We start from the raw sequence: 23,539 nt of genomic DNA, 5'->3' as shown, positions 1-23,539 counted from the left end.
AGGTGGCGACATTCGCTGGCCACCAGTGGCGACCTCACGATGGCCGTTGACAGACGAAGGTGCAGGCCGCCGAGGACGCTTGGAACACCCGTGACCCGGAACGCGTCGCGCTGGCGTATACCGAGGACTCCGTGTGGCGTAACCGGGACATGTTCCTCACCGGCCGTCCCGCGATCATCGAGTTCCTGCGCGGCAAGTGGGCGCGCGAGCTGGACTACGCGCTGCGCAAGAACCTGTGGGCGTTCGGCGACAACCGGATCGCGGTGCGCTTCCAGTACGAGTGCCATGACGCCGCCGGGCAGTGGTGGCGCAGTTACGGCAACGAGCTGTGGGAGTTCGACGAGCACGGCCTGATGCGCCGCCGTGAGGCCAGCATCAACGACGTGCCGATCACCGCCGCGGAGCGGACCATCTTCGGGCCGCGACCGCCCGAGGACCACGGCAAGGAGCAGCCGATCCGGTAAGGGTTCGCCCAGCTCTTACGATGGCCGAATTCGGCCCCACCGAACCGGTCTCCCGGACGGTAACCATTGGCATGATAGCCATCACGACCGCCACCCGTGGCCTGGTCGCCGCCGTCCTGCTCGCCGTCGCCGCCGGATGCGGCCAGGGCACCGCGTCGCCGCCGCCGCTCGACCCGACCGCGGCGGCCCGCCAGCGCGTGATCGATACCGCGAACTTCGACTGCCTGGACGAGAACGGCCCGGTGGTCGTGATCACCGACGCCGCGCAGGAGATGACGGCCGCGATCCAGGTCGGCACGGGCGACACCGCCGTCGTCCTGCTGCACCAGGTGGACGGCACCGCCTGTCAGTGGTATGCGTTCGCGCTGCTGCTGGCGCAGCGCGGCTACCGGGCGATGGCCCCGGACATCACCTCCAGCGATGCCGTCGAGGTCACCCAGGCCGGTATCGCGCAGTTGCGCCAGGAGGGAGCCAAGCGCGTCATCGTCATCGGCGCTTCGCGCGGCGGGACCATCGCCCTGGCGGCGGCCGCCGGCACCACCCCGCCGGTCGACGGTGTGGTCGCCCTGTCCGCGCCTACCGTGTACGGCGCGGACGCGCTGACGGCCGTGGCCAAACTGGACGTGCCGACCATCCTCGTCGCGGGCGACCTGGACGGGACCTTCGCCGCCCACGCCAAGGAGCTGTTCGGACTGTCGATCGCCAAGCACAAGAAGCTGATCATCCGCTCCAGCGTGAGCCATGGCGTGACCCTGCTCAGCGGCGACATCGAGGACACCGTGCTGGCGTTCCTGGTCGATCCGGTGGCCACCGCCGACGCCCCGGATCCCGCGTAGCGCCGTGTGCCGGGTCGCGCGCGGTGTCGTCGCACGCGACCCGGCTCAGGAGACCATGTCTCAGTAGTACTTCAGCGCCGCACCCTGGCCGCGGTGATCCGAGTACTTCGGCGCGCGGGTGCCCAGTCCGGCGGACGCGTCGTAGGCCTGGCCGTAGTCCTCGGTGCCCGTGCCCGAGGCGGTGTAGGCCAAGCCGCAACTCTAGATAGATAGAGCGACGAACATCATACTGAAGTCCGCGTCCTGGGCACAGTCGGATTCTGCCGTCCGACGTCGCCGGCTGCACCGAGCCAGCCGGTGAGCCCGTCGGTGCCCATGACGTCGGCCAGCGACGGGATGTGGGATCCGCCGCCGTTCGCGTAGCCGCCGAACAGTCGATATCCGCGCAGCGTGGAATCCGGCCGGCATTCCACGAGCTGCCAGTGGCCACACCCTGAAATAGTCATACCTGACGATATAAGCGGGTCCGGCAGGGCCGGCCGATCGAGCCGGCGCTTGGGCCGCTCGTCACACCGGAAAGACTGGACGCGATGACGGCCGGTCTTGTAGCTTGCAGCTGACCGTGACACGCCCGAGGAGGTGAGACCCATGAACGCTGTATCGATGTGGGTGCTCCCCCTTCCCGTGACGGTCGGGCGATTGACGTAGGTGTCGCCGGGAGCGCCCCGCCCACGAGGCACTCCCGAAAGGCAACACCTGTGAACCCTCGATCTTCCGGCACGCCGTCGCCGGACTCCCCCGCCGCGCCCCTCGACTTCGACGTGATCATTGCCGGGTGCGGGCCGACCGGTGCGATGCTGGCCGCTGAACTGCGGCTGCACGACGTGCGGGTGGTCGTCCTGGAGAAGGAAACCGAGCCGGTGTCGTACGCCCGCATCGTCGGGCTGCATATCCGCAGCATCGAGCTGATGGCGATGCGCGGGCTCCTGGAGCGTGTTCTCGAACACGGGAGAAGGCGTCCGGCCGGCGCCTACTTCGCCGCCATCGACAAACCCGCGCCCGAGGGCCTGGATTCCGCGCACGCCTACCTGCTGGGCATCCCGCAGCCGGTCATCGTCGACCTGCTCGAACACCACGCGATCGGACTGGGCGCACAGGTCCGGCGCGGGGCCGCCGTGACCGGCCTCGACCAGGACGACGACGGGGTGACCGTCGAACTGGCCGACGGACAACGGCTGCGTACGGGTTACCTCGTCGGCTGTGACGGTGGGCGCAGTACGGTGCGCAAGCTGCTCGGCGTCGGCTTCCCCGGCGAGCCCTCGCGCAACGACACACTGATGGGCGAGATGGAAGTCGGCGTGCCGCCGGAGCAGGTCGCCGCGAAGATGACCGAGATCGGCCGCACCGACCGGCGATTCGACTTCAGGCCCTTCGGGCAAGGGCTCTACCGCGTCGTGATCCCCGTCGCCGGGGTCAGCGATCGTGCACGACAGCCCACCATCGAGGACTTCCGGCAGCAGCTGCGCGCCGTCGCCGGGACCGACTTCGGCGTGCACTCCCCGCGTTGGCTGTCGCGTTTCGGGGACGCCACCCGGCTGGCCGAACGTTACCGGGTCGGGCGGGTGCTGCTGGCCGGCGACGCGGCGCACATCCATCCGCCCATCGGCGGGCAGGGCCTCAACCTGGGCCTGCAGGACGCGTTCAACCTCGGCTGGAAACTGGCCGCGCAGATCCGCGGCTGGGCGCCGGAGCCGCTGCTGGACACCTACCAGACCGAACGCCATCCGGTCGCCGAGGACGTGCTCGACAACACCCGCGCCCAGCTGGAACTGCTGTCCGCCGAGCCCGGCCCGCGGGCGGTACGCCGACTCCTCACCGAACTGATGGACTTCGACGAGGTCAACCGCCGCCTGCTCGAGAAGATCACCGCGATCGGCATCCGCTACGACTTCGGCCCCGGCCCCGACCTGCTCGGCCGCCGCCTGCGCGACCTCGACCTGAAACAGGGCCGCCTCTACGACCTGCTGCGCCACGGCCGCGGCCTGCTCCTGGACCGCACCGAACACCTGACCGTCGACGGCTGGTCCGACCGCGTCGACCTCCTCTACGACCCCACCGCACCCCTGGACGCCCCCTGCGTCCTGCTCCGCCCCGACGGCCACGTCGCCTGGATCGGCCACGACCAACACGACCTGAACCACCACCTGACCCGCTGGTTCGGCCACCCCACCACCTGACCGAGGAAAGGAAGGGCACCTTCACATCGCCATGTGTTGTGGAAGGTGCCCTTGCTTTCCTTGGTGGCGTGTTGCCGGAGGTGGCGAGGTTTGACATCGGCCGGAATGGACATGGCCATGGTGCGGTCGAGGACGTGGAGGACACGATGGGCGAGGACCTGACGGTGCAGCTGGTGGTGGCGGCGTTCGCGACCTCGGTCGCCGTTCGCTGCTGGTACGCGGCACGAGCGCCCGAGCCCGCAGTCTCGTCGCAGCCCGCCGGCGAGCCCGGCTCTTCACCGCTTCGCCCTGGGTTCACGGCCCGCACGGCGGCGTCGGGACGTAGGCGTTCGGCCGCGCAGCCCACGGTGGCTCTGTTGCGGCGACGGGCGAGTGCGCTCCATGAGCCGGTCAGCCGCCGACTGGCGGCGGGTCTCGTCCGGCGGCAGGCGCCCGCGCTGCCGCGACTGGCCTCAGGCAGGTTCCACCACCGCTCGACGGCGCGCCTGGGAGCGGTCAGCTAGGAACCGGCTGTCAGGCATCCAGCGGGTTCGCGCTCATCCGTGCGCCCACCCCGCTGTCGACCGCCGCCGCCGTTGCGCCATCCGGCTTGCGCGCTGCCTGATCCAGGAACAGGTCGAGGAACTCCGGAGCGAAGCCGAGCCTTGGATACGCCGTGAGCACCTGCGTGCGCAGCGCCGGCGGGAACTGCGCCTCGTGGCGTCCGGCGACGTTCCAGCTCGTCGCGGGCTTGATTCGCCACCGTCGATCTGAAAATATCGACAACCATCGTGCCCATCGGCCATTGGCGACTGCCCGACACCCCTGGAAGGAAGCCAAAATGCGGTTCCCCCACCGCGTAATGCTCATTCTCGCGCTGCTCGCAGCCGCCCTCCCCGTGCCGACCGCCGTGGCGAGCGCGGCAGCGCCCCCGCAAGCCGCGCTCGCCCAGATCGAGGAGCGGGTATACGTTGAGTCCAGTGTGGACTCCAACGGCGACGGACGGCTCGACCGGATCGCCATCGACATCGCCCGGCCTTCGACCGGCGGGCCGGTCCCTGTCGTGTTCGAGCAGAGTCCGTACCGCAACGGTCTGGCCAACGCCGCCAACCACGGCGTGAACGTCAGCGCCCTGCCGCAGGAGAGCCTGTTCCCGCTCGTGCCCGGCGCGTCGCCAACGGCCGGAGCGGGCGTCAACGTCGCCAGGCCGGTGCCGGACCTGCCCGACTGGTACGACGACTACTTCGTGCCCAAGGGGTACGCGGTCGTGCTCGGCCACAGCCTCGGCACCGGCGCGTCAGAGGGCTGCCCCACCAGCGGAGACATGCAGGAGACGCTGGCCACGACCGCGGTCGTGGACTGGCTCAACGGCCGCGCCCGCGGCTTCAGCGCGTCCGGCGTCCAGGTGACGGCGTCCTGGAGCACCGGCAACGTCGGCATGATCGGTGTCTCGTACAACGGCACGCTGCCGAACATGGCCGCAGCCACCGGCGTCGCCGGGCTCAAAGCGATCGTTCCGATCTCGGCGATCTCCAGCTGGTACGACTACTACCGGGCCAACGGGCTCGTCGTCGCCCCGGGCGGCTACCAGGGCGAGGACGCCGACGTGCTGGCCCGCGCCGTCGTCGACCGGACCGACTGCACGAGCCGGATCAACCAGATCGAGACCGACCAGGACCGGGTGACCGGCGACTGGAAGCAGTTCTGGGCCGACCGGGACTACGTCGGCAAGGCGAACCAGGTCACTGCGGGCGTGTTCGTCATCCACGGCCAGGCCGACTGGAACGTCAAGGGCCGGCACTACGCGCAGTGGTGGGACGCGCTGCGGGCCAACAACGTGCCGCGCAAGATCTGGCTGCACAACGGCGGCCACGGCACGACCTCCCGCTCGGACTACCGGGCGACGGTCGAGCGCTGGTTCGAGTACTTCCTCAAGGGCGTCGACAACGGCGTGCTCACCGGCCCCCGCGCCGAGGTGCAGTTCAAGGACGGCACCTGGCGGCAGTACGCCGACTGGCCCAACCCCGGCGCGACCGAGGCGGTGTTCAAACTCGACGCGACCTCGGCCACCGCGCCCGGCGGCCTGACCCTCGGCACCCCGACCGGCACCACGGCGCAGCAGTTCACCGACAACGGGCGGAGCAGCACCGCGACGACGCTGGTCGCGAACCCGGACAGCGCGAACGGCAACCGGCTGGTCTACCGGACCGGCAACCTGCCGGCCGCGGTCACGCTGACCGGCTCGCCCCGGGTCTCGCTCCGGCTCGCCGTCACCAACCGCAACGACGCCAACGTGACCGCGCTGCTGGTCGACTACGGCGGCACGGGCACGAGCACCACCCCCGTGATCGTCACCCGCGGCTGGATCGACCCGCAGAACCGCAACAGCCGCGCCACCAGCGAGAAGGTCGTGCAGGGCACGGAGTACACGCTGAACTTCGCCATGGAGCCCAAGGACTACGTGTTCGCGGCCGGCCGCCGGATCGGCCTCGTGGTGATCTCCACCGACTACGACTACACCCTGCGCCCGCCGGCCGGTGCCGTGCTGCGGCTCAACCCGGTCGCCAGCACCCTGACGATCGCACAGACGGGCCTGGCCACCGGCAACGACTTCGCTGTCTCGGTCTCCCCCACAGCCGGCGCGACCAACCCGGGCGGCTCGCTGAGCGCGACGGTCGCCACGGCGGTGACCAGTGGTTCGGCGCAGAGCGTGGCACTGTCGGCGACCGGGCTGCCGGCAGGGGTGACCGCGTCGTTCAACCCGGCGACCGTGACCGCGGGCGGCAGCTCCGCGCTGACCCTGAGCACCACCGGGTCGGTCGCGCCGGGCACCTATCCGATCACGATCACCGGTACGGGCGCCGGCGCCACCCGCACCGCCGTCTACACGCTCACGGTCAACGGGACCGGTGGCTGCCGGGCGAGCAACCCGGCCGACGTGGCGATCCCGGACGCGGGAGCCGCGGTGGAGAGCACGATCACCATCAGCGGCTGCCCCGGGGTGGCCTCGGCGTCGTCGACGGCGGAGGTGCACATCGTCCACCCGTACCGTGGCGATCTCGTGGTCAGCCTGATCGCACCGGACGGGTCGAGCTACTCGCTGAGCAACCGTTCCGGGGGCAGCGCCGACGACATCCACCAGACCTTCACGGTGAACCTGTCAGGCGAGACCGCCAACGGGACGTGGCGGTTGCGTGTACAGGACGCGGCGTCCGCCGACGTGGGCCGGATCGACACCTGGACACTGACCGTCGGGCCGTGATCACGCCCCCGCGCCGACCGTCCGACGGCGGTCGGCGCGGGGCTCTTCGGCTCAGCCGCCGGTGGCGGAGAAGTGCATGTAGTCCTTCAGGGAGCGGTAGTCGCCGCCCCACTTCCAGCCGATCGCGGCGAACGCCTGGACGGCCTGCTCGCGCGGCTGCGCCATGCCGGGGCGGGCGTCGGACCGGTCGAGGTAGGCGGTGGCGAGCTCCGGCAGGACGACCTTGCCCTTGTGGTACGGGTTCTGGAACGGGTTGAGGTCCACCGCGAGCCCGTACGCGTGCTGGGACCAGCCCTTCTTGCCGCGTACCGGGCGGCAGGCGAACACCTCGGTGGTGTTCTGGTCGCCGGTCGACGGGGCGTTCAGCTGCGCGGCGGTGGAGATCCGCATCCGTTCGATCGGGAAGTCCGCGGCGAAGAGCCGCTCGAACACGGTGACCAGGTCGTCGGCCACCCGGGCGTTGGCCAGCAGCTCGCCGGTGTGGGCGCGGCCGTCGAAGCCGCGGAACCCGACCGTGAGGTAGCGCAGGTCGGCCGCCGCGATCGGGCAGTTCTCGGTCCAGCTGGAGCGGGCCAGGACGTCGGCCGGCACCGCCCGGACGGTCGCATGGAAGCGTCCGTCGGCCGGTGGCGGCAGGTAGTCGACGGTGATGATCGACCGGTGCTGCAGCTCGGGCGGGGTCGGTCGGGCTTCGGCGAAGCCTTGCGGCCCGGCCGGGAGCGCTCGGGTTCCCAGCCAGGACGGTGCGGCCGTGGCGTCGCCGAAACGGATGGGAGCAGGGTTTCGATGCTCCATGCGCGCTACCGGCACATCAGTCATCGCCTGTGTCGGGTTGTCCGGTTCCGCAGCGGCGGGAACGCCCGAACAGGCTGCCAGCGCGCACCCCAGCAGCACTGCCACGGCCGGCAGGACTGCCGCTCGTCCGGCCAGACGACGCCGAACGCCGCCGGCCGCGCGGGCGGCGCGGGAGGTCGAGAAGAAGGCTTCGGGGGCACGCATCTGGCCAAGAATAGCCTTGCCCTGTTCAGCGGCATGATCATCGTGTTGATGGTCATGCCGCTGAGGCCATCGGGAACGGCCGTCCGGCAGCTCCGGCGGGCGGCAGCCGCCCCGGACCTGCCGGACGATCACCGGCGCGGTCAGCCGGCCGAGGCCGGCCAGGTCTGGGGATCCTCCGGATCGCCGGCCTGTGCGAGCCGGCCCGCGAACAGCAGCAGGTCGTCCATCGCGTACCCGCCGTCCGCCAGGACCTCCAGGTGCCATGGCCCATGCACCCGGATGACGGCGTTCGGCGCGGCGGACGTGCCGGTGTCGGTCGGCGTGACCGTGTACTTCCAGCCGTTGGCCAACGTCGCGTTCGGCTCCGCGGCGGACGGATCCGGGCCCTGCGGCCCGAGGTAGCGGACTTCCAGCGTGGAGCCGTTCGGGCCGCTCACCATCAGGTCACCGCGCCCACGGCCGGCGCCCGGCTCCGAGGCGAAGTTGGACAGCCGGAACGCGCAGCCGCTCACCCGTGCCCGGGCGGGCAGACCGCCCCAACGGAGCGGGACGGCGCACCGGCTGGCCCGATCGAATCGCAGCCCGGTCGCGAACGCGACGACGTCGGCGGGCTCGATCGCGCCGCGGACGGACACGACCACGTCGACGCGGGCGACCGGCTGCCAGCGCACCGTGGTCTCCTGCTGCCCGTCGAACATCCCGCCGCGATGGACCACGGTCTCGACGACCGCGGCCACACCCGCGATGGACGGCCGCTGCGTGGCCACCGGTGACGGCGAGCCGAAATCGGCGGCTGTGGGCCTGGTCCGGACCCGGTCGGCGCCCGCCATCGTCACCGTGGCGTAGTACTCCGATTCGGAGTTTCCTTTCGGGCCGCCGACACCCTCGGTGTTGCCGTAGAAGGTCAACTCCTCGACACCGTCGGCGACCGACCACTGCGCCGTCGCCACCGGGTGGGCGAACCGCCCGGTGTCGAAGTGGACGGCGAACGGGTCGGCGCCGACGTCCGAGGCGTCGTTCAGCGAGCCGATCCCCGGCAGCGCGGGCACCTGGTGAACGTCGCCGGCGCGGGCCGCGCCGCTGGGCAGCACGGGCCGCGGACCTCCCGTCTGGGGCGACCCGGGCGGGGACGGGTGCCCGCCGTGGGGTGCGAGCGACGCGAAGGCCACCGCCACGACGAGCGACACCGCCGCCACGGCACCGGCGACAGCTCGCCGGGACCGCCGCCGGCGATGCGCGAGTTCCACCCTGGCCAGCAGCGCCCGCGAGTCCACCGGGCCTTCCGCACGGCTGTGCAACTGCTGGACCAGCGTATCGATGTCCGCGTTCATACTGCCGCCTCCACATCTGCCGTGAGCTGGATACGCATCGTCTTCAGCGCTCTCATGGCATGAGTGCGCACGCTGGCCCGTGAGCAGCCGAGGATCTCGCTGATCCGGTGATCGTCGAAGTCCTCGTAGTACCGCAGCGCGATCACGGCCCGCTGCCGTGCCGGGAGCCCGCTGATCCGCTCCCACATCAACATCCGGGCGACGCTCGTCGCCTCCGGCCCCGCGCCGACGGCCGCCCTGCCCAGCTCGCGCAGGTCGGCCGGCAGCTCGCGGTTGGACAGCCTGCGCCACCAGGCGGAGCTCAGGTTGACCATGACCCGCCGCACGTAGACGTCGGGATGGTCGGACCGCACGATGCGCTGCCATCGCGGATAGGTGCGCAGCAGCGCGTCCTGCACCAGGTCCTCGGCCCGGTGCGGATCGCCCACCAGCAGCCGAGCGAGGCGGACCAGCGCCGGGCCGCGCGCCAGCACGTACTCTTCGAAGCTCATGCCCTCAGTCACAACAGGTAAGAGTGGGTGAGGCGGCCACACTGTTGACCGGTCGGCGAAGATGAGCGCCGTCCACCGTGGAGATCGACGGATGCCTTGACAACCGGGGAGCGGTTGCCCGATCCTCGTCCAGAGAGCGCTCCCTCGAAGATCGACAGCGATCGCCCACGCCCGGGGCAGGACACCGTGACGACGACAGCTGGACACCTCGACCGCGCGGTCGCGCGGGCCGCCGTGGCGCGGGCGGTGCTGCTCGGCCGGGCGGCGGCGACGCTTGCCGTCGCGGGCGGTGGTCTACGCCTGCACGCCCGGCCCGCCCCGCTGCTCACCGTACTGGTGCTCGTCGCGCTGACCACTGCCGTCGCGCTCGTGGCACTGGCCCGCGATCCCCGCGTCGTCGCCCACCCGCTGCCGGTGCTGGCGGCAGACGCCGCGATCGTCCTGGCCGCGCTCGGTATCGGCGGCGGCGACGTCGCCTTCTTCTGCTGCGCAGCGGGCGCCGCCGCGCTGGCCGGTGTGCTCGTCGGGTTCTGGGGGCTGCTGCCTGCCGCGTGCTACGCCGCGCTGGGCTACCTGGTGGCCGGCCACGTGCTCGCCTCGACACCGGACGCGGCGAGCCTGGCCGGGTTCGTGCTGGCCTTCCCGATCGTCAACGTGCTGGCCGCCGTCGGGGCCGAGGTGGCGACCGCCGCGCTGGCCGCCCACGTCGAGCTGTCCGTGCGGCTGGTGGCGTCGGCACAGCGCAGCGCCGCGGCTGCGGAACGGTCCCGGCTCGCTCGCGAGCTGCACGACTCGGTCGCCAAGACGCTGCGCGGGGTGTCGTTCGCGGCACTGGCGCTGCCGACGTCGCTGCGGCGGCAACCCGCGCTGGCCGAGCAGCTGGCGGCGACGGTGTCGGCCGGGGCGACCGCGGCGGTGCGCCAGGCGCAGGAGGTGCTGGAAGGGCTGCGCCTGGACGACCCTGATCACGAGTTCGCCACCACGGTGGACCGGATCTGCCGCAGGTGGGCCGAGCGTGCGGGCGTGCCGGTGCGCTGCTCGGTCGCGGCCGGGGACCTGCCGGTGGAGCTGCGCTACGAACTGGCGCAGATCCTGCACGAAGCACTGGAGAACATCGCCCGCCACGCCGCGGCGCGCCTGGTGACGGTGGAGCTGGGATACGCCGCCGGCGGCGTCAGGCTGCGGGTCGCCGATGACGGGTCCGGGTTCGTCGTGCCGGCCGACTGGCGCGGCTGTTTCGGTCTGATCGGGATGGCCGAACGGGCCGCCGCGATCCGCGGCACCCTGCGGGTGGTGTCCGCACCGGGTGCGGGCACGGCCGTCGTCGCGGACATCGCGCTCGCGCCGGCCGGAGCATCCGCATGATCTCGGTGATGGTCGTCGACGACAATCCGATCGTGCGCGCGGCCCTGTCCGGCTGGCTCGGGCTTCTCTCGGGGATTCGGGTGTCGGCGCAGGCCGCCGACGGGCGCGAAGCCGTCGCGCTGGCCCGCCGGGACCGGCCCACGGTGACCCTGCTCGACCACCGGATGCCGGTCGCGGACGGGCTCGAGGTGCTCGGCGAACTGGTCGCCCACACCCGCGTGCTGGTGCTCACCAGCGATGCGAGCCCGCAGCTCATCGCGGCCATGCTGCGCGGCGGCGCGCGCGGCTACCTGGTCCACGGCGCGTTCGATCCGGCCGAGCTGCACCGCGCGGTGCTGGCCGTGGTGGCCGGGCAGGGCTGGCTGTCGCCGGTGGCGGCGGCGGTCGCCGCGGCGGCGGTTCGCGAGCAGGCCGAACGCGAGCGGACCGAACGCGACCTCGCCGAGCGGCGGCGGCTCGCCAGGTCCCGGTTCGGGCTGACGCGGCGGGAGCAGGAGGTGCTGGGCCAGGTCGCGCAGGGCCTGTCGAACGCCGCGATCGCCCACCGGCTGATGCTGGCGGAGAAGACGGTGAAGAACCACCTGCAGCACATCTTCGCCAAGCTGGGCGTGGCCAGCCGCACCGAGGCGGTCGTCGTGTGGACCGGGCGGAGGTGAGGCCGTGGTCGCCGTTTCCCGCCGTCTGCTGGGCTGGTCGGCCCTGGGGCTGGCCGTCGCCGCGACGATCGCCGTCGTGCCACCGCTGATCACGCCCGCCCCGCCGCCGTCGCCCGTTCCGCCGTCGTCCGCCGTCCCGTCGCCTGTCGTGCCGTCGGCGGAGCGCACGAACGCGGCCGTGCCGCCGGCCAGGGCGGCCCGGCCCACCACGTTCCGGCCGGTCACCGTGCATGCCGCCGACCCGGCCAACATCCGCGTGGGCGCGCGGGTCATCGAGTGCCCCACCTGTGTGGACGGCAGCCGGGTCGGTTACATCGGCGGCCCCAACACCCTCGCGGTACGCATCACCGGCGTGCCGCAGGCCGGCGAGCGGACCGTGACCGTCGTCTACGAGACCGAGCAGCCGCGCACCCTCAAACTCGCCGTCGACGGCGGCCCGGTCAGCGAGCTGACCCTCGCCGGAGCGCGGAGCTGGCTGATCCCGGTGCGGGTGTCGGTGCGCCTGCGGCTGCCGAAGGGAGCCTGCTGGATCAGGTTCTTCAACGACACCGGCTCGGCGCCCGACATCAACACGATCACCGTCAGCTGACGCGGCCGACCTGCTGCCTGGGCGGGCGTCTCGCACGCCGCCCGCCCAGGCAGCCGCTCAGAACTGCCCGGCGCTGTTGCACTTGGCGGACTGGACGATGCAGTTCTTCACCCGGTGTCCCTGCGCGTCGTTGTCCCAGACGTTGACGAAGTCGCCGTGCATGGACGAGGCCATGCCCGAGGCCAGCGTGAACCCGTCGGCGCTGCCGACGGCCGGGTACGCGATGACGAACGAGACCGACGGGATCGCCACCGGGAACGCGCTCGGGCACGTTCCGTCCGCGGTGTACGCCACGTGCGACTTGTGGTCGGGGCTGTCCAGGTGCACGCCGTCCCAGCAGTCGGGGAAGACGAGCTGGAACATCAGCGTGCCGCCCGGCGAGCAGATCGGCCAGTTGCCGTCGGCGCTGCGGCCGATCTCGCCGCCGGTGGTCCCGCCGACGCAGTAGAACTGGTTGACCGCACCGGCGGGGGTGGGGACCTGCCGGCTCGCGCTGCCCGCGATCATCTCGAAGCCGAGCGGGAACGGCACCGTGCGGCTCGGGTCGGCCAGGCGCGAGCCGTAGTAGACCACGACGCCCTTCGGCTCCACCGCCACGCCGCGGTGATACAGGGTCGGCACCCAGTACGCGGACAGGTCGGCGGGGGCGGGGGTGCAGGTCGTCGCGGTGTTGGCGCGCAGGGTGTCGAGCGTGGAGTTGGCGTTGGTGCTGCGGTTGCCGAAGAAACTGTGCATGTGCGACGCGCCCGGCAGGCCGGGGAACACGATCGGGTCGTCCTTGAAGGAGTGGCTGTAGGTGCAGGTCGCGTTGAACTCGGGGACCCGCACGGCGTTGGGCGGCGCCGGGGCCATGGCCATGGCCCGGAAGGCGGCCAGCTGCGCGTTCCACTTCACCGGGTCGACATCGACCCAGCCGGTGCCGCCGCCGGTGCCGCCCGTGCCGAACGAGAGCCAGTTCAGGTTGACGAAGTCCGCGCCGCTGCCGGTGTTGACCATGACCGCGTACACCGACTGGACACCGGCCGGGTGGCTGGTGAGGTTCACCGTCTGGGTGGCCCACGCCTGCCAGCCACCGGTCGCCGTGATGGTGAACCGGGCCAGCACGGGCCCGGTCGTCGACGCCGTACGCAGCTCGATCGCGCCCGAGCCGCCGACGGCCGAGGCGACCCGTACGGACACGGCCATGGTGCCCGAAGCGCCCAGGTCGACGCCGTCGTAGCGCAGCCAGTCCCCGCGTGCCAGGTAGCCCACTGCGGAGCCGCCGCCGGTGTCGACGGTCGGCTCGACGACGGCGCCGGACTGCGCCGCGTACGCTTCCGCCTGCACCACCAGCTCGGCGGCGGCGCCCGCCGACGGTGTCAGCGCGACCACGGCGACCGTGAGCACCATCGCCGCGCCGCCGGCGGCGAGCGTGACCGCCCGCACCCGCCGCCTGATCCAGTCCCTTGCCATGCCCGACCTCCTGCGTACGTGAAAGAACGAGTCGTTTCAACGTAGTTACGAAGGTGTATCGCTTCCTGAGGCGAAAGCCTCACGGGCCGCCGTCGGCGGGGCCCAGTTTCCGGGACCGCGCGCCCGTCAGGCGCGCGCCAGGTCGTCCAGTCGCGACGCCGCCAGCTGGTGCCCCACGCCGACCATCCACAGGATCGTCATCGCGATCACCGTCGGGTTCTTCACGCTGACGAGGATCGCCTGCAGCAGGTCCTTGCGCTCCTCCGGTGCCCAGAGCGAGATCGCCGTCTCCGGCAGCACGTCGAAGACGACGAACGCGATGCCGAGCACCAGGAACTGCAGCAGGAAGTCGCGCATCCGGCCGTCGATGCCCTGGCCGACCCGCTGCCAGCGCTCCCCGACAGCGAGGTGGGACCAGCCCGCCTCGACCGCCGCGATGCGCAGGATGAGGTAGACGAGCAGGATCCGCACGCCCGCGGTGAGCACCTCGCTCGCGGGGCCGACCCCGGTCGGCAGCCGGTCCCCGTAGTTGATCACTATGAACCGCTGCAGGCTCGGGATCAGCGACAATCCCAGCACCAGCGGCCAGTGCGCCGCGTAGAACCGCAGCGCCCAGCGCGCCGCCTCGACACTCAGACTCCAGGCCGATCCCATGTCAGCCGCTCCCTTCCCCAGATACTTCACGACACTAAACTATTCACAGTCGTGAAGTAAATAGCAGCGGGTTAAGGTGTGCGTCGTGAGTGATCTGGGCTGGGAGCTGAGCACTGCCAGCGTGCTGTTCCACGAGGCCGTCGCCCGTCGACTCGGACTGACCGCCGTCGAGCACAAGGCGCTCGGCATGATCGTGCGCGGCGGCCCACTGCCCGCGGGCGCACTCGCCCCACAGCTGTCCGTCGGCGCGAGCGCGGTCACCGGCATCGTCGACCGGCTGGTCCGGGCCGGATACGTCGAGCGCCGGCCGGATCCCGAGGACCGGCGGCGGGTGCTGATCGCCGCCACCGCCGACCGGCCCGACCTGAGCGCCATCTTCGCGGACCTGACCCGGGAGATGGGCACGGTGGTCGCCCGCTACGACGCCGAGCAGCTGGCGACGATCACCGACTATCTGGAACACACCATCGCGGTGCTGCGGGCGCAGACCGCGAAGCTGAGCGACGGCGCCTGACGGTCACCGCAGCGCCGGGTCAGCCGGCGATGGTGTACGGAACGACGATGACGACCTTCTCGTCGGTGACCTCACGCACCGAGACGCCTTCGCTCTGCCCGGACGCCGGCACGGTGACCTGGTTTCCGCCGATGTCGACGGTGACCATGCCGTCCTTCACCTCGACCAGCTCGGCTTTCAGGCCGAACACGCTCGCCGAGGCGTCGACGCCGCGCTGGAAGGTGACGACGCACTCCTGAAGGCTGCAGTCGACGTCCGTGCCTTCACCGTCGCCGCCGCATCCGGCCAGCAGGGCCGTCGACAGCAGCAGCGGCAATCCGATCATCCGAACAATGTTTACCCGAAGGCCAGCAGACATCACCCGACTCTACAAAGGCGGATCAAGCCACGAGCGCACCGACGCGCTGTCCCCGGTGATCATCTCCGATCGGGCAGCGACGAAGACACCCCGGGTCCTGGCACGTGGATGAGTGCAGAACCCGGGGTGGGACGCACCCTACGGAGCAGCGTGCGGGTGGCCGGGCAGCACCGTGAACGGCCCGTTGTCGAGGATGGGGTACTCGGATTCGCCTGCCTCCAGGCATTCGGCGCCCAGGCCCGGGGCCGGCCCGCGGCCGGTGCAGACCCGCTCCGCCATCGTCACGAAGAGAGTGCTGGTGTGTGTGCCGGGGCGAAGCGGATGGAAGGCCCGAGACACCGGAACGACGTAGGGCAGCCCGGCGGTTCCCGGGGGCAGCAGCACATCTGTGGGAACTGTTCCGGACCGCAGGACTTCCGGGCCTAGCGTGACGGACCACTCGCGGGGCGTCCCGGCGTCGATCACATAGCGGGCGCTCTGGAAGTTGGTGATGAACGCCGCCTGCTCGGTCGCGGTCGCCGTGAGCCAAGGCGGGACGGCCCGGACCCACCTCTCCCCCGCCAGCGCCGTGCGGCAGCCAGGCCCACCGGGCGGGTCGGCGATGTCGTCGGTCGCCGGCGCAGGCGGGCCGATGATCCGCTCCCGCACGTCGTAGCGCTGGTTCAGATCCCGCCACTGCTCGCTGCCCCCGGTGAAGATCGGGCTGATGCAGAAGCGGTCGCGGTGCGGCTTCGCGTGCGCGGCGCCGGCCATGAGACCCAGGCCTATCCCGAGCGTCGTCAGGATCGCTGCGGCTCTCGCGGAGCGCAGTACAGCATTGGACATGGTTGAACCCCCGTAGTTCGTACGCTGACCTCGTACGTTGTCGGGCCAGGCCCCCTGGCCCGGTGCGAAGCGTATGCGCAGTCATCACCGTGGCTGCCGCCTGACACGCCGAAGTCGCTCGGGATTCGATCGACCTTCAGCGCACGTATTCCCAGGTGAGAGACATCTAGCCAGCAGGACAGCGATCATCTCTGTCGATAGGTGCCATCCTCGCCGACCGGCCTGGTGATGAGTTGTCGCGCCCGCAGCCGTCATACCTACGACGGGACTTCACCAAGCGGAAGGATGACGTGATGGGTGCGGACACACGGCTGGAGGAGCTGGGCGTGAGCGGACTGGGCGAGGTCGACGAGGCGGCGTTCTCCAGGCTGGTGGAGCGGCACCGGCGGGAGTTGCACGTGCACTGCTACCGGATGCTCGCTTCGTTCGAGGACGCCGAGGACACCGTCCAGGAGACGTTCCTGCGGGCCTGGCGGCGGCGGGAGACCTACCAGGGGCGGTCGACGCTTCGGGCCTGGCTGTACCGGATCGCCACCAACGCCTGCCTGGACCTGCTCGCCAAGTGCCGCCCGGAGCCGGCGACCGGCGGCGAGGTGCGGTGGCTGCAGCCCTACCCGGACCGGCTGCTCGACGAGCTGCCCGCCGGTGACGCGGACGACCCGGAGGCCGTCGCCGTCGCCCGCGAGACGATCGAGCTGGCGTACCTGGTCGCGGTCCAGCACCTCGCGCCGCGGCCGCGGGCCGTGCTGATCCTGCGGGACGTGCACGGCTGGCCGGCCAAGGACGTCGCGGAGCTGCTCGGAGACTCCGTCAACTCCGTGAACAGCGCACTGCAGCGGGCCCGCGCCGGACTGCGCGAGCACCTGCCCGCGCAGCGGCAGGACTGGACCGGCGGCGAGCCGGACGCCGGAACGCGCGAGCTGGTGCGCCGCTACACCGAAGCCGGCGTGGCCACGGACATCGCCGGTATCGCCGCCCTGCTGCGCGACGATGTCCGCTGCTCGATGCCGCCCACGCCGGGTCTGCACATCGGCCGGGACGCGGTCGTCGCCGACTGGACGGCGAGCGGGTTCGAGGGCATGGCGGGCCTGCGCCCCGTTCTCACGTACGTGAACCGGCAGCCCGCCGTCGCCTTCTACCACTGGCGGGAGCAGGAGGGCGCGTACCTGCCGCTGACGATCGACGTCCTGCGCATCACCGGCGGAGCGATCACCGAGATCGTCACGTTCCATGGTGACCGGTTCCCGGGGCTTGGGCTACCCGAGCGCCTGGCCGCCGACGGCGCGGAGTAGTCCGTGTGGAGTCGGCTCAGCCCCGTACACCAGTCATCGAATCTTGGAGGAACGACGTGAGCGGCATGAACGACACCGCGGTCGGGGCCGGCCGACGCCGCGGCCTCCTCGGCACCGGCCTGCTCGCCACGCTTGCGGCGGTGGTGGCCACCACCCTCGCCGCCGCGCTCGCCCAGGCCATGGGCGTCGATTTCGAGATCCCCGACGGCGGCGAGGCGATCCCGTTGCCCGGCTTCGCTGTCGTGACCGGCTTCTTCTCGGTCGTGGGCATCGTCATCGCCGCCGCCCTGCGCCGCTGGAGCGCTCGCCCCGCCGAGCGGTTCGTGTGGACGGCGGTGTCGCTGACCGTGGTCTCGCTGGTGCCGCCCCTGCTCTCCGGGGCGAACACCGCCGCCGTCACCGCCCTCGTGGCGCTCCACCTCGTGCCTGCGGCGGTGATAATCCCCGCGCTGGCACGGAGCCTGCGCGCCGCGGGACGACGCTGAGCCGCGCGGCTTGAGCCTGGCTGCGACCTCCGGTCGTCGTCAGGCTCAAGCCGCGCTTGGTCGCGCGAGACGGTTCAGCTCGCCGGGCCGTACAGGCGGGCGACGTCGGGCGAGTCGAGCCAGCCGCTGTAGGTCGGCTGTTGCGGCCAGCCCTCCGGGGAGTCCTGCCACTCCTCCTGCCGCCCGAAGGGCAGGGTGTCGACCAGCGCGAAGGTGTACGTGAGCTGTTCGGCTCCGCGGCCGGTCGTATGCCAGGTGCGGTAGACCTGGTCCCCGTCGCGCAGGAACACGTTGAAGCCGAACCCGCCGCCGGGTGGGGCGTCGACGTCGGCCCCGAACGGGCTGTCTGCGGTGGAGTACCACGTCATGGTGTTGCCGACCCGTTCGGCGTAGGCGAGGGCCGCCTCGATCGGGCCCTGGGTGACGATGACGAAACGCGCGTCGTAGTTGTCGAGGAAGTCCAGCCGGGTGAACGACGACGTCAGGCTGGTGCACCCGCCGCACTGCCACTCGGCGTCCGGGTCGGGGTCCCACATGTGGTTATAGACGATCAGTTGCGACTTGCCGTCGAAGATGTCGACGAGCCGGACCGGACCTTCGGCCCCGACCAGGGTGTAATCGGGCATCGCCACCATGGGCAGCCGTCGGCGCTGCGCCGCGATCGCATCGAGTTCCCGGGTGGCCGCCTTCTCACGGACCCGCAGTTGGTCCAGTTCCTTACGCCAGGTCGCCTGGTCGACGACAGGTGGAAAGGCCATGATCACCATCTCCTTCTTTTGCGCCCTTCCACCCTATGACCGGTCCCGGCGCGAAAACTCATCGAACCGCCGCCGACATCACCTCTCGCCGCGGGCATCCGGGACCAGCAACGGGCCGCCGTGGCCGGGCAGGCCCCGGTCGGCCGGGATCGCCTCCTCGACGGCGCCGTCGGCCGCGACGCCGTGCGTGCGGGTCTGCGCGGCCAGGCGCTCGTAGTAGGCCGACACCGCCGCGAGCACACCACGGACGGCGTCCAGCAGTTCGGTTCCCGCCTGCTCGACGACGTCGGCCTCGTGGATCTCGAAGGCCCGGATCGCCCGCAGTACGGCGGACTTCAGGTCGCTGAGCAGTTGGACGTCGGCGTGCTCGTACATGCGGCACAGTGCGGTGACCCGGCAGTGGTCGTCGCCGGTCAGCAGCAGTTGCTTGACGGCGGTCACGGAGGTCCGCACGAGGGTGACGTCGGGCCGGGCCGCCAGGGCGGCGAGTTCGGTGTCGAGGTGGCGGACGTCCTGCTGCGGGTCGCAGAAGCCGACGGTGTGCTGCCACAGGGTGCGCAGGTCGTCGTGCAGGATCCCGTCGAGGTAGCTGACCAGGAACCGGCGGTGTCCTTCGATGACGTACTGCGCTTTGAAGGCCGTCAGGTCCCGGGGGTCCTCACCCAGGGTGGTGACCGAGGCGGTGAACCCGTAGTCGGCGGTGAGCGCGTTGCGCATGGCGACCAGCATGTACAGGAACCGCACCCAGCCCCGGAACAGTTCCTCCAGCGGCAGCGAGCGCAGGCCGTCCTCGGTGAGCACCGCGCCCCAGCGCGCGCCGAACTGCAGCCGGCGCAGGTGGCCGATCTGGTACATGGAGAGCTGGGAGTCGATCTCGGCGTTCGCGTGGTGCAGCACCTTGCGGTAGGCCGCGGTCGCGTCCATGCCGACGTAGTTGCGGACGATGTGCGGCCCGCCGATGTGCAGGTGGATGAACTCGCTGACGTCGATCACCGCGCCGCCGACGGCCATCCAGTAGCCCTTGTCGGGCGTGTCGTGCTGCGCCAGGTCCGACACCTCGACGCGCGGCGTCTGCTGTGCGTGGCCGAGGTAGGTGGTGAAGACGTCCTGGGCGAGGCGTCCTTCGGCGACCAGCCGGCGAAGGAACTCGCGGCCGTCGCCGGGCACGATGGCGGTCAGCGCCTGGAGCACCGCGACGGAGAAGCGCGAGCTGCCGCAGACGTACACGGATGCGCCGCGGCCGCCGTCCTCGACGGGCCGCAGCAGGTCCCAGAGGGCGTCGGCTTCGGCGCGGATCACGTCGTCGACGCGCCGCCGCTGCCCGGCTCCGACGACATGGCGTTGCCCGTCGAACCGGATCGCGGCATCGGCGCGGGAGAACGCGACGGACAGGTTCAGCCGACCGGCCGCGGCCGCCGTGTCCAGCTCGGTGTGCTCGACGAACTCGTCCGGCGTCCGGATGCCCAGGTAGAGCCGGTTCTCGCCGGGTCCGGTGCGGGCGGCGACGAACCCCAGGAACGGGGCGATGCCGGAGCCGGCGGCGAACATGACCACGGGCACGGCCGGGTCGGCCGGCAGCCGGAACCTGGGGGTGGCCACGATCTGCAGGGACAGCCGTTGCCGGCCGTCGAGACTTGCCCGGCGCAGGAAGTGCGATGCCGCGCCTTGGCGTTTGCGCGGGTACGACCACGGCGTGCGGGCCGAGGTGTAGTCAAGTCCGGCGACGACCAGTTTCAGGGTGGTCGCCGGTTGCCCGGGTGGCGGAGCCGAGGCGATCGAGTAGAGCCGGAACGGTTCGGGCGCGACGACCGCGCAGAAGGCGTCGCTGTCGCCGGCGTCGGCCTTCCACAGCCGGGTGACGTCATACCCGCCGGCGTACAGCAGGTTCAGGACGTCCCACAGCTCCCACTGGTCCTCCATGCGGGCGTCGACGACCCGCTGCCACGCGCCGACGGCCGTGAGCCTGGCCAGCCTCTTGGCGACCTCCCGGTTGATCGGCCGGAGCTGGGCGAAGCGCAGCAGCGTCCGCAGCGGCAGGACGTCGACGTCGCCGTAGCCTTCCCGGCGGGCCACCGCCGTCCGCCAGCGCGGGGTGAGCGGCACCAGCTCGTCGCCGGTGGCCTGCAGCGCGGCGACAGTGCGGCGCACCAGGTCGTCGTCGTGCTCGGCCAGCACGCCGACCCGGTCGCCGGGCAGGTGGTGCACGCCCTGGCCGGTGACGTCGAGGTCGAGGTAGCAGGTCCAGCCACCGGATTCGCCGGTGACGACCCGGCCCCGGCGGGCGGTCCCGAACACCACGGGCGCGCCGACCGGCGGGCGGCGTTCCTCGCGGACGACGGCCAGCTCCCCGTCGACCTTGTCCCAGGTCCGGTCCTTGAACAGCCCGGTGAACCGGGCGCCGGTGGTCACCTGCCGGCCGACTTTGAACGCCACCTCCAGGAAGCCGTACGCCTTGATGCGGTGCAGTCCCATCCAGCCGCGGTCGCCGACGTAGGCGTCGAGCATCGCGTTGTAGACGCCGCGCAGGGCGCTGCTGCGGGTGTCCTCCACGTACTGGCGCACCGACACCTCGCGCAGCGCCGCCACGAGTTCCTGCCAGTGCCGGGGGAAGTATCCGGCCAGGTAGGTGCTCTGCTGCCCGACCAGGGAGCCGTAGTCCCAGCGTTCGAGGAACGCGTCGAGCGCGTGGATCTGCGGCTGGGCGGTGCCGCTCGGGCTGGGCGCGCCGTCGAAGATCGGCACGCCCGCGGTGCCGACCGTCTTGGCCCACAGCACCTGGTCGAGCGGGTGCCGGCCGCGCGGGTTGGGGTCGATCTGGGGGTAGATGGCCTGGGTGACGTGCTGCAGCTGGTCGAGGATCACCAGCAGCGCGCTTTCCAGGGCGGCCGGGTCGTCGGCGACCACGGCCTCCTGCGCGTCGAGCATCGCGCCCAGCACGGGCGTGAGCCCCATCGCGAACTCGGTGGTGACCAGGTAAAACACGCGCTCGGCAGCGTTGTTCCAGGTCGGCACGAGCAGGTCCATGTTGTCCAGTGCCCGGGGACCGGACGGGTCGCGCAGCCGCCAGTTGTAGAAGAACAGGTCGATGTACGACACGGCCGGGGTCTGCTTGCCCAGCCGTCGCGAGACGGTGGTCCACGGCCGCAGCAGCGAGTCGGGCAGCGCGGCGGGCGGGTCGATCGCCATGTACTGGTAGGCGTGGGCGAACACGCCGAGCAGGGTCGAGGCGCGCAGCAGGTAGCGGTCGGGCAGCGCCTCGGGCCTGGCGTCGAGCACCGGCATCGCGTCGAACGCCCGGCGCAGCGTGAGCCGGCGGAACAGGTCGGGCAGCCGGTCGATCATCTCGTCCCAGGCGCGGTGCGAGTCCGGGAAGGCCAGCAGCGGCGGTTGCGCGGGCAGGAAGCCGTGCGCGAGCGACAGGAACCCGTCGAGTTCGTGGCCGACCTGCCGGTTGTGCGCTTCGGCGGCCTGCACCACCCGCCGGGCGGCGACGTCGGGCGGGGTGTCCGGCCGGAAGACGGTCAGGTGCGACTCGTCGACCGACACCGTCGCGTTCGGATCGACGAACATCCAGGCCACGTCGAATCGGCCGATCCGGATCCGGTCACCGGGAACGAGCGCCTGGCGGCGGGTCAGCCGCTGGTCGTTGACGTAGGTGCCGTTGGTGCTGCCGAGATCGGTGAGCACCAGGTAGTCGCCGATCATCTCCAGTTGCGCGTGGCGCCGGGACACGCTGCTGTCGTCGAGCTTCACCGCGGCCACGCCGGCGTCACGGCCGAACGTCACCGGCAGCGCGCGCACCTGCTCGCTGGTGGCCTGGGTGTGCCGATCGGTCAGGACCAGCCGGATCTCAGGAATGGTAGATCACCGCTCGGCACAGGTCGGCGCGTGACAGCGTGCCCACGAGCTTGCCGCCGTCGACGACGGGGAGACGCCGGATGCCGCGGTCGATCATGACGATCGCCGCTCGGGCGAGTTCGTCGGTCGGGCTGACGGTGGCCGTATCGCGGACGACGAGGGGGTCGACGGGGCGGTCGGCGAGCGCGCGGCCCCGCTCCAGGAAGATCCGGAACGCGTCCGCGAGCGTGCCGCCGCCGGCGGTGACGTCGTCGAAGCCGGGCAGCATGGCGCGCACCAGGTCCTCTTCCGACAGTGAGCCGACGAAGCGGCCTTCGTGGTCCAGCACCATCAGCTGCCCGACCTCGGACACGCTGACCACCTCGGCCGCGCGCCGGATGGTCGCGCCGAGCCGTATGTACGCCGGGAACGCCGTCATCACGTCGCTGACCCGCACGCCACCTCCCAGGTCCGAACTGCGGTCGTCTCGCCACGCGAATCCGTCACGAGCTGGTGCTGAACGCGAATCGGGCCGATCCGGCGTACGGTCTGGAGGGCCGTCTCCGGCCGAGTTTAGCCAGACCTGTCACCGGCGATGATCCGATGATCGGCGGACGCCGTGATCCGTCGGGCCGACGTCGGTGTCGCGACGTTCCACTGAAAGCGAGTGAGCATGAGGCGACCTACCCTGTTCCTGACGGTGGGTTTGCCCTGCACAGGGAAGACCACTGCGGCTCGGCGCATCGAGATCGAACAAGAAGCGCTACGTCTCACGAAGGACGAGTGGGTGAAGGCCCTCTACGGTGACGACAATCCGACTTCGGCCGGAGACGTCATCGAGGGGCGGCTCATCCGGATCGGGCTGCGTGCCCTGGAACTGGGCAACAACGTCGTGATCGACTTCGGCCTCTGGAGTCGGGACGAGCGCTCCGCGCTGCGCCGGGCAGCCGCGGACCGGGCCGCGGCGGTCGAGTTGCTCTACTGCGAACTGACCCCGGCCGAGCAGCGGAAACGAGTCGATCAGCGCCAGGCCGACGCACCGCACACGACCTGGCCCATGTCCGACGAGGAACTGACCGAGTGGGCTGCCTTCATGCAGATCCCGACCCCAGGCGAACTCGACGGCAGTGAACCTGTCGGCGATCCGCCGGCCGGATTCGCGACGTGGGACGAGTGGCGCGAACACCGCTGGCCGCCGTCGGTCTCCTGACCGCG

23 protein-coding genes are annotated in these 23,539 nt (G+C 71.3%); 11 read left to right on the top strand and 12 right to left on the bottom strand.

From position 1 onward, the window contains the following. Positions 1-59 precede the first annotated feature (59 nt). Together ACFQO7_RS24600 and ACFQO7_RS24595 are read left to right on the top strand one after the other, a co-directional pair. A complete protein-coding gene (locus ACFQO7_RS24600) occupies positions 60-464 on the top strand; it encodes a nuclear transport factor 2 family protein (protein WP_376808577.1) in 405 nt (134 codons plus the stop codon). Positions 465-535: 71 nt separating this feature from the next. Beyond that, positions 536-1,300: an alpha/beta hydrolase gene (locus tag ACFQO7_RS24595; protein ID WP_376808576.1), complete on the top strand. Its 765-nt coding sequence runs from the start codon at positions 536-538 to the stop codon at positions 1,298-1,300. A gap of 60 nt (positions 1,301-1,360) precedes the next feature. On the opposite strand, the gene ACFQO7_RS24590 is transcribed toward ACFQO7_RS24595, so the two are convergent. Beyond that, positions 1,361-1,492 (bottom strand): hypothetical protein, encoded by a 132-nt coding sequence (locus ACFQO7_RS24590; protein ID WP_376808575.1) that lies wholly within the window; start codon positions 1,490-1,492, stop codon positions 1,361-1,363. Positions 1,493-1,998: 506 nt separating this feature from the next. On the opposite strand from ACFQO7_RS24590, the gene rox reads away from it, so the two are divergent. Next, positions 1,999-3,477: a rifampin monooxygenase gene (gene rox / locus ACFQO7_RS24585; RefSeq protein WP_376808574.1), complete on the top strand. Its 1,479-nt coding sequence runs from the start codon at positions 1,999-2,001 to the stop codon at positions 3,475-3,477. Between the two features lie 513 nt (positions 3,478-3,990). Here the strand turns inward: rox and ACFQO7_RS24580 are convergent. Then, on the bottom strand, positions 3,991-4,326 hold the full coding sequence (locus ACFQO7_RS24580) for a hypothetical protein (RefSeq protein WP_376808573.1): 336 nt from the start codon (positions 4,324-4,326) through the stop codon (positions 3,991-3,993). Here ACFQO7_RS24580 and ACFQO7_RS24575 point away from each other — a divergent pair. Further along, positions 4,298-6,718, top strand: coding sequence for a CocE/NonD family hydrolase (locus ACFQO7_RS24575; protein ID WP_376808572.1), 2,421 nt, complete (start codon positions 4,298-4,300; stop codon positions 6,716-6,718). The two genes, ACFQO7_RS24580 and ACFQO7_RS24575, sit on opposite strands and share 29 nt — an antisense overlap. Before the next feature lie 51 nt (positions 6,719-6,769). On the opposite strand, the gene ACFQO7_RS24570 is transcribed toward ACFQO7_RS24575, so the two are convergent. The 3 genes from ACFQO7_RS24570 to ACFQO7_RS24560 all read right to left on the bottom strand — a co-directional run bounded on the left by ACFQO7_RS24570 (position 6,770) and on the right by ACFQO7_RS24560 (position 9,539). After that, a complete protein-coding gene (locus tag ACFQO7_RS24570) occupies positions 6,770-7,513 on the bottom strand; it encodes a M15 family metallopeptidase (protein WP_376808571.1) in 744 nt (247 codons plus the stop codon). A gap of 344 nt (positions 7,514-7,857) precedes the next feature. Beyond that, positions 7,858-9,048, bottom strand: coding sequence for a hypothetical protein (locus ACFQO7_RS24565; protein WP_376808570.1), 1,191 nt, complete (start codon positions 9,046-9,048; stop codon positions 7,858-7,860). Continuing rightward, positions 9,045-9,539 (bottom strand): SigE family RNA polymerase sigma factor, encoded by a 495-nt coding sequence (locus ACFQO7_RS24560; RefSeq protein ID WP_376808569.1) that lies wholly within the window; start codon positions 9,537-9,539, stop codon positions 9,045-9,047. The genes ACFQO7_RS24565 and ACFQO7_RS24560 overlap by 4 nt, the downstream gene beginning before the upstream one ends. 186 nt (positions 9,540-9,725) lie before the next feature. On the opposite strand from ACFQO7_RS24560, the gene ACFQO7_RS24555 reads away from it, so the two are divergent. From ACFQO7_RS24555 to ACFQO7_RS24545, 3 genes are read left to right on the top strand one after another with little or no spacing between them, the layout of a single operon-like run. Continuing rightward, a complete protein-coding gene (locus ACFQO7_RS24555) occupies positions 9,726-10,904 on the top strand; it encodes a sensor histidine kinase (RefSeq protein WP_376808568.1) in 1,179 nt (392 codons plus the stop codon). After that, on the top strand, positions 10,901-11,560 hold the full coding sequence (locus tag ACFQO7_RS24550) for a LuxR C-terminal-related transcriptional regulator (protein ID WP_376808567.1): 660 nt from the start codon (positions 10,901-10,903) through the stop codon (positions 11,558-11,560). Before ACFQO7_RS24555 ends, ACFQO7_RS24550 begins: the two co-directional genes overlap by 4 nt. Before the next feature lie 4 nt (positions 11,561-11,564). Beyond that, entirely contained in the window at positions 11,565-12,149 is a 585-nt protein-coding gene (locus ACFQO7_RS24545; RefSeq protein ID WP_376808566.1) for a carbohydrate-binding protein, read from the top strand. 57 nt (positions 12,150-12,206) lie between these two features. Here ACFQO7_RS24545 and ACFQO7_RS24540 read toward each other — a convergent pair whose 3' ends face one another. Further along, a complete protein-coding gene (locus ACFQO7_RS24540; RefSeq protein ID WP_376808565.1) occupies positions 12,207-13,601 on the bottom strand; it encodes a DUF1996 domain-containing protein in 1,395 nt (464 codons plus the stop codon). Between the two features lie 126 nt (positions 13,602-13,727). After that, a complete protein-coding gene (locus ACFQO7_RS24535; RefSeq protein ID WP_376808564.1) occupies positions 13,728-14,255 on the bottom strand; it encodes a hypothetical protein in 528 nt (175 codons plus the stop codon). An 85-nt stretch (positions 14,256-14,340) separates the two neighbouring features. Between ACFQO7_RS24535 and ACFQO7_RS24530 the strand changes: the two genes are divergently transcribed. Next, entirely contained in the window at positions 14,341-14,769 is a 429-nt protein-coding gene (locus tag ACFQO7_RS24530) for a MarR family winged helix-turn-helix transcriptional regulator (protein ID WP_376808563.1), read from the top strand. Between the two features lie 19 nt (positions 14,770-14,788). Here ACFQO7_RS24530 and ACFQO7_RS24525 read toward each other — a convergent pair whose 3' ends face one another. Both ACFQO7_RS24525 and ACFQO7_RS24520 read right to left on the bottom strand, forming a co-directional pair. Further along, the gene (locus ACFQO7_RS24525; protein ID WP_376808562.1) at positions 14,789-15,094 is read right to left on the bottom strand and encodes a hypothetical protein; all 306 of its coding nucleotides are present in this window, start codon (positions 15,092-15,094) and stop codon (positions 14,789-14,791) included. Between the two features lie 171 nt (positions 15,095-15,265). Then, positions 15,266-15,952, bottom strand: coding sequence for a hypothetical protein (locus ACFQO7_RS24520; RefSeq protein WP_376808561.1), 687 nt, complete (start codon positions 15,950-15,952; stop codon positions 15,266-15,268). Between the two features lie 290 nt (positions 15,953-16,242). Here ACFQO7_RS24520 and ACFQO7_RS24515 point away from each other — a divergent pair, with 290 nt between their 5' ends. Together ACFQO7_RS24515 and ACFQO7_RS24510 are read left to right on the top strand one after the other, a co-directional pair. Continuing rightward, positions 16,243-17,244 (top strand): RNA polymerase subunit sigma-70, encoded by a 1,002-nt coding sequence (locus ACFQO7_RS24515; protein WP_376808560.1) that lies wholly within the window; start codon positions 16,243-16,245, stop codon positions 17,242-17,244. A gap of 65 nt (positions 17,245-17,309) precedes the next feature. Next, positions 17,310-17,729 carry a DUF6069 family protein gene (locus tag ACFQO7_RS24510; protein WP_376808580.1) on the top strand — a complete coding sequence of 140 codons (420 nt, stop codon included), beginning with the start codon at positions 17,310-17,312 and terminating at the stop codon, positions 17,727-17,729. A gap of 74 nt (positions 17,730-17,803) precedes the next feature. Here the strand turns inward: ACFQO7_RS24510 and ACFQO7_RS24505 are convergent, their stop codons facing one another. From ACFQO7_RS24505 to ACFQO7_RS24495, 3 genes are all read right to left on the bottom strand, one after another. Beyond that, entirely contained in the window at positions 17,804-18,487 is a 684-nt protein-coding gene (locus tag ACFQO7_RS24505; RefSeq protein WP_376808559.1) for a DUF899 domain-containing protein, read from the bottom strand. Between the two features lie 78 nt (positions 18,488-18,565). Continuing rightward, positions 18,566-22,288 carry an FHA domain-containing protein gene (locus tag ACFQO7_RS24500; protein ID WP_376808558.1) on the bottom strand — a complete coding sequence of 1,241 codons (3,723 nt, stop codon included), beginning with the start codon at positions 22,286-22,288 and terminating at the stop codon, positions 18,566-18,568. Between the two features lie 49 nt (positions 22,289-22,337). Next, on the bottom strand, positions 22,338-22,781 hold the full coding sequence (locus tag ACFQO7_RS24495) for a CBS domain-containing protein (RefSeq protein ID WP_376808557.1): 444 nt from the start codon (positions 22,779-22,781) through the stop codon (positions 22,338-22,340). Positions 22,782-22,997: 216 nt separating this feature from the next. Here ACFQO7_RS24495 and ACFQO7_RS24490 point away from each other — a divergent pair, with 216 nt between their 5' ends. Next, positions 22,998-23,534 (top strand): ATP-binding protein, encoded by a 537-nt coding sequence (locus tag ACFQO7_RS24490; RefSeq protein WP_376808579.1) that lies wholly within the window; start codon positions 22,998-23,000, stop codon positions 23,532-23,534. The last annotated feature ends 5 nt before the right edge of the window (positions 23,535-23,539 follow it).

Source organism: Catellatospora aurea (assembly GCF_042663325.1).
Taxonomy (GTDB): Bacteria; Actinomycetota; Actinomycetes; order Mycobacteriales; family Micromonosporaceae; genus Catellatospora; species Catellatospora aurea.
The sequence above is the reverse complement of the archived record's forward strand: the minus strand, read 5'-3'. Positions and strand labels throughout refer to the sequence as shown.